Source organism: Okibacterium fritillariae (assembly GCF_052783725.1).
The window spans coordinates 1091742-1108364 of record NZ_CP199917.1 but is presented as its reverse complement, the minus strand read 5'-3'; the positions used below and the strand labels follow the sequence as shown (position 1 = coordinate 1108364).

Genomic DNA, 16623 nt, shown 5'->3' with positions numbered 1-16623 from the left:
GCCTAATCAGGCGATAAGCTAGATGCTGGTGTGCCGGGAAGTCTGGTCGGCAGGAGCGCGTCTCCTTCAGTCGATCGTCGAACCCGTCTTCCGGGAAATCGGAGAAACATGAGCATCATTCGTTCCGAGCGCTACGCCGCCTTCTTCCTCCTCGCCGCGGCCGCGCTGGGCCTCATCCTGGCGAACACCGCCGTCGGCCCCGCGATCATGGGCCTGCAAGACGCCCATCTCGCGATCCCCGGCACCCCGCTCGACCTCTCGGTCGGGCACTGGATCAGCGACGGCCTGCTGGCGATCTTCTTCTTCGTCGCCGCCATCGAGCTGAAGCACGAACTCGTGGCCGGCGAACTCAACACGGTGGCAAAAGCCATCCGCCCCGCCATCGCGGCCCTCGGTGGCGTCATCGTGCCGAGCGCCATCTATCTCATCGTCACGACCGGTTCGGGCTACGAGGGTGGATGGCCGATCCCCACCGCCACCGATATCGCCTTCGCCCTCGGGGTGCTGGCCGTCTTCGGCCGCAGCCTGCCCGGACGCCTGCGCATCTTCCTGCTCGCCCTGGCGATCCTCGACGACATCATCGCGATCGTCATCATTGCTGTGTTCTTCACCGAATCGCCGAACCTGATTCTGCTGGCAGCGGCCGTCGTCGGCGTCGTGCTCTTCGGCGCGCTGAGCCGTCAGCTGCACACCCGCGCGCGCCCGTTCGTCATGGCCGCCATGCTGGTCATCGGCGTGCTGACCTGGAGCGTCGTCCTGCTCTCCGGCGTGCACGCGACCATCGCGGGCGTGGCACTCGGCCTGGCCATGGCGCTGAAACCGGCCATGCGCACCCGGCACGCGCTCGAGCCCGTCACCAACGGATTCGTGCTGCCGATCTTCGCGTTCTCGGCGGCCCTCGTCGCGATCCCCCAGGTGGGTGTTTCCGAACTGGCCGCGCCGTTCTGGGCCACCCTCATCGCTCTGCCGGTCGGCAAGATGATCGGCATCGGCCTGGGCGGATGGATCGCGAGCTTCTTCGGACCGAAGGGCCAGCGCCCGCATCTGACGCCGCTGTCGCTTCTCGCCGCGGGGTCGCTCGGCGGCATCGGCTTCACCGTCTCGCTGCTCATGAACGAGCTGGCGTTCGCGCGCCAACCCGAGATCGCGGATGAGGGCACGCTCGCCGTGCTGCTCGGCTCGACGATCTCGATCCTGCTGTCCGCGATCTTCGTCAGCTTGCTCGCACGCCAGCACCGTCGCCAGAAGGCCGCTTCGGCGGTCATCCACGCAACCTAGCCAACAGCTGGTCACCCGGCCTGTGGGCGCCAGCCGACGTCGTGAGGCGCTCGGCGCTCAGCCGGGCGCGTCAGCCCGCGTTCTGCGTGGCCGCCTCGGTTTCCTTGCTGTCGGGGAAGATCGCGCCCAGGAATTGCGTCACCCAGTCGATCAGGTCAGCGTCGGGCAACGGCTGGTCGCCGACGCGCGGCATCGGCACGACGAGCGCATTGGCCTGGGCGAGGTATTTCGCGCCCGGGTACATGCGCCGCAGGCGCGCCTGAATCGAGTCGGGCAGGTCGGCCGGCGCCACGCGCACGTTCGACCCCATGGCGACCAGGTCGCTGAGCCCCGCCCGTTGCGCGCGTTGACGCAGGCGCGACACCTTGATCAGGTTCTGAACCGCGAGGGGCGGCTCGCCGTAACGGTCGGTGAGTTCTTCGATGACGAGCTGGATCTGGTCGTCCTTGGCCGCGGGGCCCGAGGCCGCCGACAGCTTCTGGTAGGCCTCGAGACGCAGGCGCTCGCTGTCGACATAGTCCTCGGGAATGTGCGCGTCGACGGGCAGCTCGAGCCGCAGCTCGGTCTGCCCCTCGGCCACGTCGCCGCGGAAGGTTGAAACAGCCTCACCGATCATGCGCAGGTAGAGGTCGAAACCGACGCCCGCGATGTGGCCGGCCTGTTCGCCGCCCAGAAGGTTTCCGGCGCCACGGATCTCGAGGTCCTTCAGAGCCACCTGCATACCGCTGCCGAGCTCGTTGTTGGCCGCGATGGTCGACAACCGGTCGTGCGCGGTCTCGGAGAGCGGCTTGTTCTCGTCGTAGAGGAAATAGGCGTAGGCACGCTCGCGCCCGCGGCCGACACGGCCGCGCAGCTGGTGCAGCTGGCTCAGGCCATACTTGTCGGCGCGGTCGATGATGATGGTGTTGGCGTTGGAGATGTCGAGGCCGGTCTCGATGATGGTCGTGCAGACCAGCACGTCGAACTTGCGCTCCCAGAAGTCCACGACGACCTGCTCGAGCGCGGCTTCGCCCAGCTGACCGTGCGCGATGGCGATGCGTGCCTCGGGCACGAGTTCGGCGATCTGCGCCGCGATGCGGTTGATCGACGAGACGCGGTTGTGCACGAAGAACACCTGACCCTCGCGCAGCAGCTCGCGGCGGATGGCGGCGGCCACCTGCTTGTCGTTGTAGGGCCCGACGAAGCTCAGGATCGGGTGCCGCTCCTCGGGCGGCGTGGCCAGAGTGGACATCTCGCGGATGCCCGTGACGGCCATCTCGAGCGTGCGCGGAATGGGCGTGGCACTCATGGCGAGGATATCGACGTTGGTCTTCAGCTTTTTGAGCTTGTCTTTGTGCTCGACGCCGAAACGCTGCTCCTCGTCGATGATGACGAGTCCCAGGTCTTTGAAGAGCACGTTGTCGGTGAGCAACCGGTGCGTGCCGATGACCATGTCGACCTCGCCGCGCGTGATGCCGGCAAGCGTCTCGCGCGCCTCTTTGTCGGTCTGGAACCGGCTGAGCGCGCGCAGGTGCACGGGGAACCCGGCGAAACGCTCCTGGAAGGTCTCGAAGTGCTGCTTGACGAGCAGCGTGGTCGGCACGAGCATGGCGACCTGCTTGCCATCCTGGATGGCCTTGAACGCGGCACGCACGGCCACCTCGGTCTTGCCGAAGCCGACGTCACCCGAGAGCAGGCGATCCATGGGGATGGGCCGTTCCATGTCGGCCTTGACCTCGTCGATCGTGGTGAGCTGATCGGGCGTCTCGGCGAACGGGAAGGCCTCTTCGAGCTCGCGCTGCCACGGGGTGTCGGGCGGGAACGAGTGCCCCTTGCTCGCCATCCGGGCCGAATAGAGCTTCACCAGCTCGACGGCGATATCGCGCACGGCACGACGGGCCTTGCCCTTCGCCTGCGACCAGTCCGAGCCGCCCATCTTGCTGAGCTGCGGCGCCTCACCGCCCACGTATCGCGTGAGGAGATCGAGCTGATCCGTGGGCACGAGCAGCTTGTCGCCCGGGTATCCGCGCTTCGAGGGCGCGTATTCGAGCACGAGGTACTCGCGCATGGTCTTGACGGCGTTGCGGCCGCCGGACGACACCTGGCGCTGCGACAGCTCGAGGAACTTGCCGATGCCGTGCGTCTGGTGCACGACGTAGTCGCCGGCCTTGAGCTGCATCGGGTCGACGACGTTCTTGCGCCTCGAGGCGAGCTTCTTGACGACGCGGGAGTCGTAACCGGCCGTGCGCCCATAGAACTCGGTCTCACTGACCACCGCGAACTTGATCTCGGGCACCTCGAAGCCGTGCTCGGCGTCGGCTTGCAGCAGGTAGGCGACCCCGGTCTCGGGCTCGGCGGGCAGCTCGTCGACGGGGCGGGCGGCCACTTCGCGCTCGGCGAGCACGTCGGCGGCGCGCTCGACGAGGCCGGTGCCGCGCGCCGTCACGGCCACGGTCCAGCCCTCGGCCAGGCGCGTCTTCACGTGTTCGATGGCGCCCTCGACGTTGCCCTGGAAGCTCGGCACGGCCTCGGCGTCGATGCGCACGGCCAGCAGTTCATCCATCTCGAGCTCTTCGGGCAGCACGTCGGTGGGGCCCTGCTGGAACGGGCTGAAGGTCCACCACGGGTGGCGACTCTTCGACCCGGATGCTTCACGGTCGCGCTTCTCGGCGTCGTGCACCGCATCGCGCAGCTCGCCGAGCGGGATGAATTCACCCGACGCCAGGTCGATGGGAGCGTTGGCGCCCACCGTGGCGGCACTCCACGCGGCGGCCAGGAACTCTCGGTTGGTCTCGGCCAGGCTGATGGCACGCGTGGCCACCCGCTCGGGCGCCATGACCGCAACGGCCGCACCCTCGGGCAGGTAGTGCGCGATGGTGACCAGGCGGTCGAGCAACGCGGGCGCCAGCGATTCCATCCCCTCGACCGGGATGCCCTCGCCGATCTTCTCGAGCATGCTCGACAGGCTGGGGAACTCGTGTTGCATCTCGCGGGCACGCTGACGCACCGATTCGCTGAGCAGCATCTCGCGGCTGGGCGGCAGCTCGACCGACCCCACGTCTTCGGGCAGCGAGCGCTGGTCGGCGACCGAGAACTTGCGGATCTGCTCGACCTCGTCGCCGAAGAAATCGATGCGATAGGGATGCTCGGCCACGGGCGGGAACACGTCGAGGATGCCGCCGCGCACCGCGAATTCTCCGCGGCGCGACACCATGTCGACGCGCGTGTAGGCGAGGTCGACGAGGCGCAGCGTGAGCTGCCCGAGGTCGTTGCCGCGGCCACCCGTCGTCAGGGTGATCGGATCGAAATCGGTGAGGTTGTCGGCGAGCGGCTGCAGCGCGGCGCGCACCGAGGCAACCACGACGAGAGGCGCTTCTCCCGACCACTCCTTCATGCGCCGCAGCGCCTGGATGCGCTTGCCGACGATCTCGGCGCTCGGGCTGAGACGCTCGTGCGGCAGGGTCTCCCACGACGGGAACTCGACCACCTGGGTGCCCGGCTGGATGCTCTGCAGCGCGCCGCGCAGCCCCTCGGTGTCGCGGCCCGTGGGCGCGATGACGAGAGCGGCCGCGGGGAGGCCCGCCTGTTGACGCTGTTCGAGCAGGCCCGCCAGGAGGGGCACGCGCAGACCGTCGACCACCGAGAAATCGGTGTCACGGTTGGCATGCGCCAGGGCGTCGTCGAACGTGGAGGCGCGCGAAAGCGCTCGAGTAATGCCCTGCAAAGTCACTCGCCAAGTCTATGGCCGACCACCGACACTCGGGCCGGAGTTCGCGTCAGGCGGATGGCGAGCCGGCTCTCGGCGCTCGGCGCTCAGGCCTTGGGGCTGTGGAACTTCTGCTGCGCCGACGCGAGCCCGTCGGTGATGATCGCCTCGACAGCATCCGCGCCGTCGGCGATGAGGTTCGGCAGCGTCTGCTTCTCGGTGCCCGAGAAATCCTTCAACACGAAGTCGGCGGCCGGCTGACGACCGGGCGGCCGCCCGATGCCCACCCGCACGCGCGTGAAGTCGGCACCACCCGTCGCGGCCAGGATGTCGCGGATGCCGTTGTGCCCGCCGTGCCCGCCGCCCGACTTGAGCCGGATCTCGTCGAACGGGATGTCGAGCTCGTCGTGCACCACGATGAGGCGGTCTGGCTGCAGCGAATAGAACTTGAGCAGCGCGGCCGTCGGCCCGCCCGACAGGTTCATGAACGAGTTCGGTTTGCCGAGCACGAGCTTCGGTCCGCCGAACCCCAGCCGCCCCTCGGCGACCCGGTTGTTGCTCTTGTGGGCGCCGAAACGGGCCGACATGCGCTCGGCCAACTCATCGAGCACCATCTGCCCGACGTTGTGGCGGTTGCCCGCATATTGCGCGCCCGGGTTGCCCAATCCGACGACGATCCAGGTGTTCTCGGCCATGGGTTCCTCCCGCTCGGGCGCTCGACGTTCTCCGCGCAACCATCTGCCGACACCCGCGAAATCAACCACCCCACGATGCTAGCGGGTGCGACGAAGGGGCGGATGTTCAAGCATCCGCCCCTTCATGTGTGCGCTGTTGCGCGAGCCGCCGTGAATCTGTGGCGGCGGTGAAACGTGCTTATTCGGCAGCAGCCTCGGTGGACTCGCCCTCTTCGCCCTCTTCACCCTCGGCTAGCGTGGCGGCCGGCACCATGATGCCGACAACGAGCAGCTCGGGGTCGCTGATGAGCGTGGCACCGGCGGGCAGCGGAACGTCCTTCGCGAAGACGTGCTGGCCCTCTTCGAGGCCCTCGACCGAGAGCTCGAAGCCCTCGGGGATGTGGGTGGCCTCGACGCTCACGAGGAGCGTGGTGGTCTCGAGCGAGGCGATCGTGCCGGGGTAGGACTCGCCCTCGACGCGGATCGGGACCTCGACCTCGACCTTTTCGCCCTGGCGGACGACGATGAGGTCGAGGTGCTCGATGACCTGGCGAACCGGGTCCTTCTGAACGTCTTTCACCAGCGTGAGCTGCGTGGTGCCGTCGATGTCGAGGGCCAGAACGGCGTTCGACTTGCGGATGATGAGCGCGACCTGGTGGCCGGGCAGCGACACGTGCTGCGGCTCGCCACCGTGGCCGTAGATGACGGCGGGGATCTTGCCCAGCGCGCGCAGCTTGCGGGCAGCGCCCTTGCCGAAGGACTCGCGCAGTTCTGCGACGACCTTGTTTTCGTCAGCCATGATTTCTCCTCCGGGGCTCGTGGCCCCGATCGTGTGCCCAACGGATGCCGGAGCACACCGTTGCAGCGTGGAGCCGCCCGCCCGGTGGGCCGACGACAGATCTGTGGTTTTCAACTCGAACGCATGTCAGCGTGAGGAAAAGCTCTGGAACGCTTGCCCACCGCGTCGATCACGGATGCCGGAGCATCCCTCGCCGAAGTTCAGGTGCCTACTCTACCGCACGTGGGCACCCCCGGCCCAGCACCCTGAGCCACCGCTACATATTCCGGCCACCGGAGGCGCGTTTTGCTAGCGTTGATCGGAGCGCTCCACACCCGCGAACCCCCGGGCTCGCATCCGATTTAGAGGAGAAGTTCAATGGCGGATTCCACCGCAACAGGCGACACCACCGCACAGGCCAACATCGGCGTCATCGGTCTCGCCGTCATGGGCAGCAACCTGGCCCGCAACCTCGCCAGCCGCGAGGGCAACACGGTCGCCGTGTACAACCGGTCGGCCGAGAAGACCCACACGCTGACCTCCGAACACCCCGAGGCCAACTTCGTCGCCTCCGAGACCATCGAAGACTTCGCGAAGAGCCTGCAGACGCCGCGCACGGCCATCATCATGGTCAAGGCGGGCGCCGGCACCGACGCCGTCATCGACCAGCTCACGAAGGTCTTCGAGCCCGGCGACATCATCGTCGACGGCGGCAACGCGCTCTTCACCGACACCATCCGCCGCGAGAAGGCCGTCAAGGAGACGGGCATCCACTTCGTGGGCGCCGGCATCTCGGGCGGCGAAGAGGGAGCCCTCAAGGGCCCGAGCATCATGCCCGGCGGTTCGGCCGAGTCCTACGAGACCCTCGGCCCCATCCTGTCGTCGATCGCGGCCGTGGCCGAGGGTGAGCCCTGCGTCACGCACGTCGGCACCGACGGCGCCGGCCACTTCGTCAAGATGATCCACAACGGCATCGAATACGCCGACATGCAGCTCATCGCCGAGGCCTATGACCTGCTGCGCAAGGTGGGCGGGCTCGAGCCGGCCGAGATCGCCGATGTGTTCACCGAGTGGAACCAGGGCGAACTCGAGTCCTACCTCATCGAGATCACCGCCGAGGTGCTGCGTCAGACCGACGCCAAGACGGGCAAGCCCATCGTCGACATCATCGTCGACGAGGCCGGCTCGAAGGGCACCGGCGTCTGGACGGTTCAGAACGCACTCGACCTGGGTGTTCCCGTCTCGGGCATCGCCGAGGCCGTCTTCGCGCGCAGCCTGTCGTCACACCGCGAACAGCGCGACGTGTCGACCAACCTGCCCGGCCCGTCCAACCCCTGGACTGTCTCGGAGGACGACAAGAAGGGCTTCATCGAGGACGTGCGCCTGGCGCTCTACGCCTCGAAGATCGTCGCCTACTCGCAGGGCTTCGACGCCATCAACGCGGGTGCCGAGAAGTACGACTGGAACATCGACAAGGGTGCGATCTCGAAGATCTGGCGCGGTGGATGCATCATCCGCGCGCAGTTCCTCAACCGCATCGCCGACGCCTACGACGAGCAGCCCGCCCTCGAAGCCCTGCTCACCGCGCCGTACTTCACCGAGGCGCTCGTGCGCGCGCAGGAGTCTTGGCGCCGCGTCGTCGCCGGTGCCGCCGGTGCGGGAATCCCCGCCCCCGCGTTCTCGTCGTCGCTGTCGTACTACGACGGGCTGCGCGCCGAGCGCCTGCCCGCCTCGCTCGTGCAGGGTCAGCGCGACTTCTTCGGAGCGCACACCTACAAGCGCGTCGACACCGAGGGCACGTTCCACACGCTGTGGTCGGGCGACCGCAGCGAGATCGAAGCGGTCGACACGCACTAGCTCGTCGACACGGCTCGACTCATCTCGCGAGCCCCCACGCAGTCATCTGCCGCGAAGCGCCGGCCCTCAGGGGTCGGCGCTTCGCGCGTTCTCGGGGTATGCGCGGCGACCACATGGGCGCAGGCGCGGCCGCAACGTTCGGCCACAAGGATGCGCCGCCGGGCAGGGACGCGAGGTGAACCCGCTCATTGGGCGTGAACGGCGAGCCGCGACGCGACCGCCTCGAGCCCGGTCACGAGCCCGTGCACGACGTCGTTCGTCGCCCGCCGCGACGGAAGCGTGACGCCGACGGCGCAGGGGCTCGCTCCCCCGGGCACGCGCACGGCGAGGCAGGCCACGCCGACGACGCTCTCCTCGAGATCGATGGCGAAGCCGCGTTGCGCGGTGGCCCGCACATCGTCACGAAGCGCCTCGATCGTGGCGTGGGAGCGGTTGGTGCGCAACGGCAGACCGCCGCGTGCCTCGGCCGACGCCAGCCGCTCCTCGAGCACACCGCTCGGCAACCCCGCGAGCATCGCTTTGCCGACAGCCGTCGAGGAGGCCGAGGTGCGCTCACCGACGGCGGCGCTGACCCGCACCGTCTCGGAGCCGCGCCGCTCGGTGAGGTAGAGGACATCCGCCCCGTCGAGGGCCGCCAAGCGCACGTATTCGTGCCGGAGCGGCGAGGTCGATCGCACGATGGGGAGGAAATGACTGACCACGGGAAGTCGATCGAGGCTGGAATGCCCGAGCTCGATGAGACGCAGACCGAGGGCCCAACCGGCGTGCGTGCGGCGCACGAGCCCGGCGCTCGAGAGTGATGTCAGCAGGTTGCTGACGGATGATTTGGCCAGATCGGTGGCGTCGGCGAGCTGCGTGACGGTGGCCACACCGCCGAGCCCGTCGATGGCCTCGAGCATGAGCACCATGCGGTGGATGGCGGGCACGGGCGCCACCCGGGTCTTCTCGTTGGTTCGCACCCGCATCACCTCCTGTGATGCAAATAAACCTCAAGAAGCGTGCCAAAGCAAGAGCGCTGTTCGACCTGTGGAACGATCGCCGAAATCATCCCTGTGGAGAACAAAAAACGAAGCCCCGCCTCCGAAAAACGGGGCGGGGCTTCGAGAAAGAGGCAGCTGGGCGATCAGGCCGCGCCGTCGAACATCGACGTGACCGAACCTTCTTCGAACACGGCCTGGATGGCCTGCGCGATGAGCGGAGCGATCGGCAAGATGGTGAGCTTCTCGAAGCGCTTCTCCTCGGGAATCGGCAGCGTATCGGTGACGACGACCGAGTCGATGGCCTCGCTCTGCAGCAGCTCGACGGCCGGGTCGCTGAACACGGCGTGCGTGGCGGCGACGACGACGCCCAGGGCGCCGGCCTTCTTGAGCGCTTCGGCGGCCTTCACGATCGTGCGGCCCGTGTCGATCAGGTCGTCGACGAGCAGGCACACGCGGCCCGACACATCGCCGACGATCTCGTGCACCGACACCTGGTTGGGAACCAGCGGGTCGCGGCGCTTGTGGATGATGGCGAGCGGCGCGCCCAGCTTGTCGCTCCAGATGTCGGCGACGCGCACGCGACCCATGTCGGGCGACACCACGGTGAGCGTGTCGGTGGCCATCTTGGCGCGGAAGTGCTCGAGCAGCACGGGCATGGCGAAGAGGTGGTCGACGGGGCCGTCGAAGAAGCCCTGGATCTGGGCGGCGTGCAGGTCGACCGACATGATGCGGTCGGCGCCGGCGGCCTTGAACAGGTCGGCGACGAGGCGGGCCGAGATGGGCTCGCGGCCGCGACCCTTCTTGTCTTGGCGTGCGTAGGGGTAGAACGGCGCGACGACGGTGATGCGCTTGGCCGAGGCGCGCTTGAGGGCGTCGACCATGATGAGCTGCTCCATGAGCCACTCGTTGATGGGCGCCGTGTGCGACTGGATGACGAAGGCATCAGACCCGCGCACGCTCTCATCGAATCGCGCATAGATCTCGCCGTTGGCGAAGGTGCGCGAATCGGTGGGAACGAGCTCGGACCCGAGCTCTGAGGCGATCTGCTCCGCCAGCTCAGGGTGCGCACGCCCCGAGATCAAGACGAGGCGTTTCTGGCCGGTGATTTTGATGCCGGACACGAACCCTGCTTCCTGCCGGGCGACCCGGCATCTTGCCTCTCGGCGGTGTATCTCTGATTAACCTTCGGTGGTGTTGGCCGAGGTTTCCGAAGCCTCCCGGGGAGAGGCGGCTTCGGCGGCTTGTGCTGCCTCGCTTCCTGGGCGGTGGGTCGAGACCCACCCCTCGAGGTTGCGCTGCGGGGCGACGTTGATGGCGAGGGACCCGGCCGGCACGCTCTTGCGAACCACCGTGCCCGCGCCCGTGTACGCTCCGTCGCCAATTCTAATCGGTGCGACGAAGACGTTGTGCGATCCTGTTCGAACGTGCGAACCGATCTCGGAGGCGTGCTTGTTGACGCCGTCGTAGTTCGCGAAGATCGTGCCGGCGCCGATGTTCGAGCCCTCGCCGACCGTGGCGTCGCCCACGTAGGAGAGGTGAGGAACCTTGCTGCCGTCGCCGATCGACGAGTTCTTCGTCTCGACGAAGGTGCCGATCTTGCCGTCGACGCCGAGGCGCGTATTGGGCCGCAGGTAGGCGAAGGGGCCGACACTCGCGCCCGCGCCGATGACGGCGAGCGTGGCATCCGTGCGTTTGACCGTGGCGTGCTCGCCGATCTCGCAGTCGAGGATGGTGCTGTCGGGGCCGACGGTCGCGCCCTCGGCGATGACGGTCGCGCCGAGGATCTGCGTTCCGGGGAGGATCGTGACGTCGGGGGCCAGCTTGGCCTGCACATCGATCCAGGTGGAGGACGGGTCTTGGATGGTGACGCCGGCCAGCTGCCAGCGGCGCAGAACGATCTGGTTGAGGCGCCAGGCGGCGGTCGAGAGCTGCACACGGTCGTTGATGCCCTCGGCGATCCAGGCATCCGACACGGGAACGGCGATGACGTCGTCGCCCGAGGTGCGCATGAGGTGGATGACATCGGTCAGGTACTTCTCGCCCTGCGCGTTGTCGACGCCGAGCTTGCCGAGCTGCTCGCGCAAAGCGGGGGCGCGGAACAGGTAGACGCCCGCGTTGATCTCGGTGGCGGCCAGCTGCTCGGGTGTGGCGTCCTTCTGCTCGACGATCTGATCGAGGGCGTCGTCGGCCGTGCGGATGATGCGGCCATAGCCCGTGGCATCGGCCAGGATCGCCGACAGGATGGTGGCCGAAACGGGCTGGCGGCGGTGGTGCTCGATCAGGTTGCCGAGCGTGTCGGCGTTGAGCAGCGGAACGTCGCCGTTGATGACGAGCACATCGCCGTCGAAGTCGGCGGGCAGGGCCTCGACCGCGAGTTCGACCGCGCGGCCCGTGCCGGGGATGTCGTCCTGGTCGACGATGACGGTGCCGGGCAGGTCACGCTCGATGACCTCTACGAGGCGCTCACGTTCGTGGCGCACCACGGCGAGCACGTGCGCGGCATCGAGCGCACCGGCGGTGGCCAGCACGTGCGACACGACGGGGACGCCGCCCAGCGGGTGCAGAAGCTTGGGGGTGCGGGATTTCATGCGCGTGCCCTGGCCGGCGGCCAGAACGATGATTGCGAGAGTTGAGTCCGTCATCACATTCCCTTGAGTCGGGGCCGGGCTGGAACGCCCACTGAACCGTATCGAGGCTACCGGACTCGTGCCCGCAAGAATTCTCGCGAGTGCGCTCCGCCTCCAGGACTCGAACCTAGACCTAACAGCTCCAAAGGCTGCCGTGCTGCCATTACACCAAGGCGGACCGTGCGCGTGCGCACCAGACAAGTCTGCCAGATGCGGCGGCCCCGGTGCGCCCGAGTGTCGGAGGTTCGCACGCGGACGGCATTCGGAGGGGTTGCCGGGCTGCGTGCACCGGTGTCCCGCCATAATGGACGAATGGATGCCCCGCACGACGAAGTCGACCGGATCGTCGAGGACTGGCGGCGCGAACGCCCCGACCTCGACTTCTCGCCGCTCGAAGTGTTGAGCCGCGTGGGCCGGCTCGCGAAACACCTCGACCGGGCCCGGCGCACGGCGTTCACGCGGTCGGAGCTCGAGGCATCCGAATTCGACGTGTTGGCGGCCCTGCGCCGCGCGGGCGAGCCGTTCGCCGCGTCGCCCAAATACCTGTTGCAGCAGACGCTCGTGTCGTCGGGCACCATGACGAACCGCATCGACCGGCTCGTGGGGCGGGGGCTCGTCGAGCGCCGCACCGATCCGCACGACGGCCGCGGCATCCTGGTCGTCATGACGCCCGCGGGCCTGACCCGCGTGGATGCCGCCATCACCCGTCTCGTCGACGCGGAGGCCGAGCTGCTCGGCGCCCTCTCCCCCGCCGACCGCCGCCGCCTCTCGGCGCTCTTGCGCACCCTCAGCCTCGACTTCGACGAGCTGGCGCCCTAGCTCAGAGTCGTCGGGCGACTGAAGACGGTTTCGACGCCCGGTGAGTAGAGGACCGAGTCGGGCGGGGTGCCGGCGAGCGAGGCGAAGCCGGCGGCCGCGAGGAGGGTGTCGTCGAGGTGGAGAAGCTCGGCGCGTTGCAGGGGCCAGGGGCCGTGGTGGTTCGACCCGAACCAGGTGCGGCCGAGGTGCGTCTCGTGGAAGGCCCAGCGCGCGGTGAGGAACTCGGCGATCGGGTCGCCCGCGACGGCACCGGGCAGGGCGCGCGCGATGAGGTGGGTGGAGGCGCCGGGCACGTGGCCGGGGTTGCGTTTGTCGCCGAGGAGACGGTCGGCGAGGTGGCGGCGCGAACGGTAGGCAAAGAGCTCGCCCCGGTCGTCGGAGCGGCGACCCATCGACATCCGGGCCCAGCGATAGGGCAGGCCGAACGCGGCACGGGCCGTGAGCACGCTGACGAGCCGCGACGCGTCGAGGGAGGCGAAGACGACGGCGCGACGGCCCTGGTCGTCGATCGAATAGAGCCGCACGTTGATCTCGGGGAACGTGCCGAAGTAGGGAATGGGAGGCAGGCCGAAGAAGGCGCTGTCCGAGAGGCGGAAGGCGATGAGGCCCACCCAGCTCGAGCCGTCGATGACGTCGGGGCGCGTGCCGGGCGGCAGGAGAGGCGCGACCTCGGCGGGGTCGACCCGCCAGTGCAGGAACGTGAGGTCGCTCCAGCGTTGCGCGATGACGGCGCGGCCGGGAAGCTCGGGGGCGTCTGGCCAGGTTGCAGTCGCGGGTTCGCTCATAGGCTCAGCCTAGGACGCGCCGGAACGCCACCGAGAGGGGGTTGCGGGGTCGACGCGCCTGCCGCGCGAGCGGCCTGCAGCAGCGCGCCAGACGACAACGCCTGGCCGACAGCGCCCACGACGACAACGCCCGAGTCCGCAACGCCGGGAACGACGAAGCGGATGCCGCGGCCGGGGTTCGGCTCGCGCCATCCGCTCGGGTCGGGCGATCAGCGGCGCAGGGCCTTGCGCGCCAGCCAGTTGCCGAAGAACTGCACGAGCTGCACCATGACGATGATGATGATCGTGACGACGATGGTGACTTCCCAGTTGAAGCGGCCGTAGCCGTAGACGATGGCGAAGTCGCCCAGGCCGCGGCCGCCGATCGAACCGGCGATGGCCGACATGTCGACGATGGCGATGAACACGAAGGTGTAACCGAGGATGAGGGGTCCGAGCGCCTCGGGCACGAGCAGCGTCGTGATGATGCGCCACGGGCTGGCGCCGACGGCACGGGCGGCCTCGATGGTTCCCGGGTCGATGGACACGAGGTTCTGTTCGACGATGCGGGCGATGCCGAACGTGGCGCCGACGATCATGGTGAAGATCGCGGCGGTCGTGCCGATGGTCACGCCGATGACGGCCATGGTGACGGGCTGCAGGGCCGCGATCAAGATGATGAACGGGATGGGCCGCACGATGTTGACGAGCACGTTGAGGATGGCGTTGACCGCCGTGTTCTGCAGGATGCCGCCGCGCCTGGTCGTGTAGAGCAGGATGCCGAACACGAGGCCGAGGAACCCGGCCACGAGCAGCGTCACGGCGACCATGTAGAGGGTCAGCCACAGGTTCTCGAGCAGCAGGGGGCCGAGCTGGCCCCAATCGGTGGTGGCGGTGCGGATCATGCGGCCACCTCCTCGACCGTGGTGAGGGCTCTCAGGTCGGTCACGAGGCGCTCGACATCCGCATCCGAGCCCGAGAGCTCGAGCGTGAGCGAGCCGAACGATTTCGACTGGATGGCGCTGATGCCGCCGTAGACAATTTCGAAGCGCACGCCGTAACGCTCGTGTGCGTGGGAAAGGACCTCGCCGACGCGCGCCGACTCGTGCACCTCGACGTTGATGATGCGGCCCGTGTGGCTGCTGCGCAGGCGCTGGATGTCGTCGGTGGCGGGCTGATTGCGGATGACCGTGCTGATGAACTTCTTGGCCGTGTCGGTCTGCGGGTCGGAGAAGATGTCGAACACCTTGCCCTCTTCGACGATCTTGCCGTCGGCGAGCACGGCCACGCGGTCGGCGATGGAGCGCACGACATCCATCTCGTGCGTGATGACGATGATCGTGACGCCCAGCTCGGCGTTGACCTTCTTGAGCAGCCGCAGCACCTCCTGCGTGGTCTCGGGGTCGAGCGCGGAGGTCGACTCGTCGGCCAGCAGCAGCTTGGGCGAGGTGGCGAGGGCACGGGCGATGCCGACGCGCTGCTTCTGGCCACCCGAGAGCTGCTCGGGGTAGTCGTAGGCGCGGTGCAGCAACCCGACGAAGTCGAGCAGTTCGGCCACGCGCTTGTCGCGGTCGGCCTTCGACCAGCCGGCGACGCGCAGCGGATAGGCCACGTTGCCCGCGATGGTGCGCGACCGGAACAGGTTGAACTGCTGGAAGATCATGCCGATGCCGAGCCGCAGCGGCCGGATCTCGCGTTCCTTCAGCGACGAGATCTCGTGCCCGTCGACGACGACCCGGCCGCTCGTGACGCGCTCGAGCCCGTTGATGAGGCGCACGAGCGTGGACTTGCCCGCCCCCGAGTGGCCGATGATGCCGTAGATCTCGCCCGCTTCGACGGCGAGCGAGACACCGTCGACGGCGTTCGTTTTCTCTTTCTGGCCATACGTCTTGACGACGTTCTCCAGTTCGACGAGAGGGGGCATATTCGTCCTTCGGTTGATGCGGGGTGTGCTGCGGTGTCGGCGGGTGGCCGGCGGATGTCGCGGGCGGGGTGTGCTCGCGGTCGTGCGGGTGGTCGAGGCTGCTCGCACCGACGGGGTCGGGTGGCCGCGGCATCCGCTGGCCGCCCGACCCCGAGGGTCACGAGCGAGACGTCATGGTTATTCGGACGCCTTCAGCTGCTCTTCGATCTTCTTCAGCTCGGCGCGCAGCTCTTCGGGGGTCCAGCCGTCGACGAGCACGGCGCTGCCCTTCGACGCGGCGAGCACCTGGTCGGTGACCGTCTTGTCGTGCCAGAGTTCGGCCACCTTGAGGTAGGCGGGGTTGTCGGCGTCGGCTCCGCGGGCCACGATCACGTTGATGTAGGGCGTGGCACCCGGGTCCTTGGGGTCGTCCTTGAAGATGGCCTTGTTGGGGTCGAGGCCGGCGTCGGCGACGTAGTTGTTGTTGATGATCGAGCCGTCGACCGAGTCGAGCGACAGGGCGGTCTGTGCCGCATCCACCGTGACGACCGTGACCTTGGACTTCGCGGCGTCGATGTCGGCGGGGGTCGGCGTGGCCTTGTCACCGGTCAGAGTGATGAGGCCGGCCTTCTCGAGCACGAAGAGGCCGCGGGCCTGGTTGGAGGGGTCGTTCGGGATGGCGATCTGGCCGCCCTCGGGGATGTCCTTCACGTCGGTCCACTTCTTGGAGTAAAGGCCGAGGGGCACGATGACGGTCGAGGCGATCGGCACGAGGTCGTCACCCGTCTCGACGTTGTTCTGCGCGAGGAAGCGCAGGTGCTGGAACGAGTTGAGGTCGGTCTGCTTCTGCACGAGCGCCGGGTTGGGCTGCTGGTAGTCGCTGAAGTTGGTCACCTCGAGCGTGATGTTCTCTTTCGCGGCGAGCTTGGTGAGCGTGGCCCAGTAGTCCTGCGACGAGTCGGTGACACCGATCGAGACGGTGGTGGGGGCGGACGACGAACCCGAGCCCGAACCGGCGCCGTTGGCCTCGGTGGATGCCGGGGCCTGCAGGTTGACGATCACGAGCACGACGGCCACGATGACCGCGATGAGGCCGACGGCGCCGCCGACGATCCAGCCGGTCTTCGACTTCTTGCGCTGGGGAAGCTGGGGGGCGTTGTTCGCGCCTGCGCCGGTGCCGCCGGCGGGGATGTTGGTGCCTGACATGGTGCCTCTTTCGTTCTATGCCGTGGAGAAGTGTGGAAAAAATGAGGGGTGC

The 16623-nt window shown here is 68.0% G+C and carries 13 protein-coding genes and 1 tRNA gene; 3 read left to right on the top strand and 11 right to left on the bottom strand.

Going from position 1 to position 16623, the window contains the following annotated elements:
* The first annotated feature begins 108 nt into the window (after positions 1–108).
* Positions 109–1278, top strand: coding sequence for a Na+/H+ antiporter NhaA (locus ACUWEX_RS05240; protein ID WP_445997327.1), 1170 nt, complete (start codon positions 109–111; stop codon positions 1276–1278).
* Between the two features lie 70 nt (positions 1279–1348).
* On the opposite strand, the gene mfd is transcribed toward ACUWEX_RS05240, so the two are convergent.
* From mfd to ACUWEX_RS05225, 3 genes are all read right to left on the bottom strand, one after another.
* Entirely contained in the window at positions 1349–4987 is a 3639-nt protein-coding gene (gene mfd, locus ACUWEX_RS05235) for a transcription-repair coupling factor (RefSeq protein WP_445997326.1), read from the bottom strand.
* 83 nt (positions 4988–5070) lie between these two features.
* Positions 5071–5658, bottom strand: coding sequence for an aminoacyl-tRNA hydrolase (pth, locus tag ACUWEX_RS05230; RefSeq protein WP_079727154.1), 588 nt, complete (start codon positions 5656–5658; stop codon positions 5071–5073).
* Positions 5659–5836: 178 nt separating this feature from the next.
* Positions 5837–6436: a 50S ribosomal protein L25/general stress protein Ctc gene (locus ACUWEX_RS05225; protein ID WP_079727153.1), complete on the bottom strand. Its 600-nt coding sequence runs from the start codon at positions 6434–6436 to the stop codon at positions 5837–5839.
* Between the two features lie 357 nt (positions 6437–6793).
* On the opposite strand from ACUWEX_RS05225, the gene gndA reads away from it, so the two are divergent.
* On the top strand, positions 6794–8272 hold the full coding sequence (gene gndA, locus ACUWEX_RS05220; RefSeq protein ID WP_079727152.1) for an NADP-dependent phosphogluconate dehydrogenase: 1479 nt from the start codon (positions 6794–6796) through the stop codon (positions 8270–8272).
* Positions 8273–8457: 185 nt separating this feature from the next.
* Here gndA and ACUWEX_RS05215 read toward each other — a convergent pair whose 3' ends face one another.
* The 4 genes from ACUWEX_RS05215 to ACUWEX_RS05200 all read right to left on the bottom strand — a co-directional run bounded on the left by ACUWEX_RS05215 (position 8458) and on the right by ACUWEX_RS05200 (position 12057).
* Positions 8458–9231: an IclR family transcriptional regulator gene (locus tag ACUWEX_RS05215; protein WP_159449489.1), complete on the bottom strand. Its 774-nt coding sequence runs from the start codon at positions 9229–9231 to the stop codon at positions 8458–8460.
* Between the two features lie 164 nt (positions 9232–9395).
* Positions 9396–10373, bottom strand: coding sequence for a ribose-phosphate diphosphokinase (locus ACUWEX_RS05210; protein WP_079727150.1), 978 nt, complete (start codon positions 10371–10373; stop codon positions 9396–9398).
* A 57-nt stretch (positions 10374–10430) separates the two neighbouring features.
* Complete coding sequence (glmU, locus tag ACUWEX_RS05205) at positions 10431–11894, bottom strand: bifunctional UDP-N-acetylglucosamine diphosphorylase/glucosamine-1-phosphate N-acetyltransferase GlmU (RefSeq protein WP_445997325.1); 1464 nt, start codon at positions 11892–11894, stop codon at positions 10431–10433.
* 91 nt (positions 11895–11985) lie between these two features.
* Positions 11986–12057 (bottom strand) — tRNA-Gln (locus ACUWEX_RS05200).
* 134 nt (positions 12058–12191) lie between these two features.
* Between ACUWEX_RS05200 and ACUWEX_RS05195 the strand changes: the two genes are divergently transcribed.
* Entirely contained in the window at positions 12192–12698 is a 507-nt protein-coding gene (locus tag ACUWEX_RS05195; protein ID WP_079727148.1) for a MarR family winged helix-turn-helix transcriptional regulator, read from the top strand.
* Here the strand turns inward: ACUWEX_RS05195 and ACUWEX_RS05190 are convergent.
* The 4 genes from ACUWEX_RS05190 to ACUWEX_RS05175 form a co-directional block, all read right to left on the bottom strand.
* Entirely contained in the window at positions 12695–13483 is a 789-nt protein-coding gene (locus ACUWEX_RS05190) for a YqjF family protein (RefSeq protein WP_445997324.1), read from the bottom strand. The genes ACUWEX_RS05195 and ACUWEX_RS05190 overlap by 4 nt on opposite strands.
* Before the next feature lie 209 nt (positions 13484–13692).
* Complete coding sequence (locus ACUWEX_RS05185) at positions 13693–14367, bottom strand: methionine ABC transporter permease (protein WP_077053641.1); 675 nt, start codon at positions 14365–14367, stop codon at positions 13693–13695.
* Positions 14364–15386 (bottom strand): methionine ABC transporter ATP-binding protein, encoded by a 1023-nt coding sequence (locus tag ACUWEX_RS05180; RefSeq protein WP_079727145.1) that lies wholly within the window; start codon positions 15384–15386, stop codon positions 14364–14366. Before ACUWEX_RS05180 ends, ACUWEX_RS05185 begins: the two co-directional genes overlap by 4 nt.
* 177 nt (positions 15387–15563) lie before the next feature.
* Complete coding sequence (locus ACUWEX_RS05175; RefSeq protein ID WP_445997323.1) at positions 15564–16571, bottom strand: MetQ/NlpA family ABC transporter substrate-binding protein; 1008 nt, start codon at positions 16569–16571, stop codon at positions 15564–15566.
* Positions 16572–16623 lie beyond the last annotated feature (52 nt).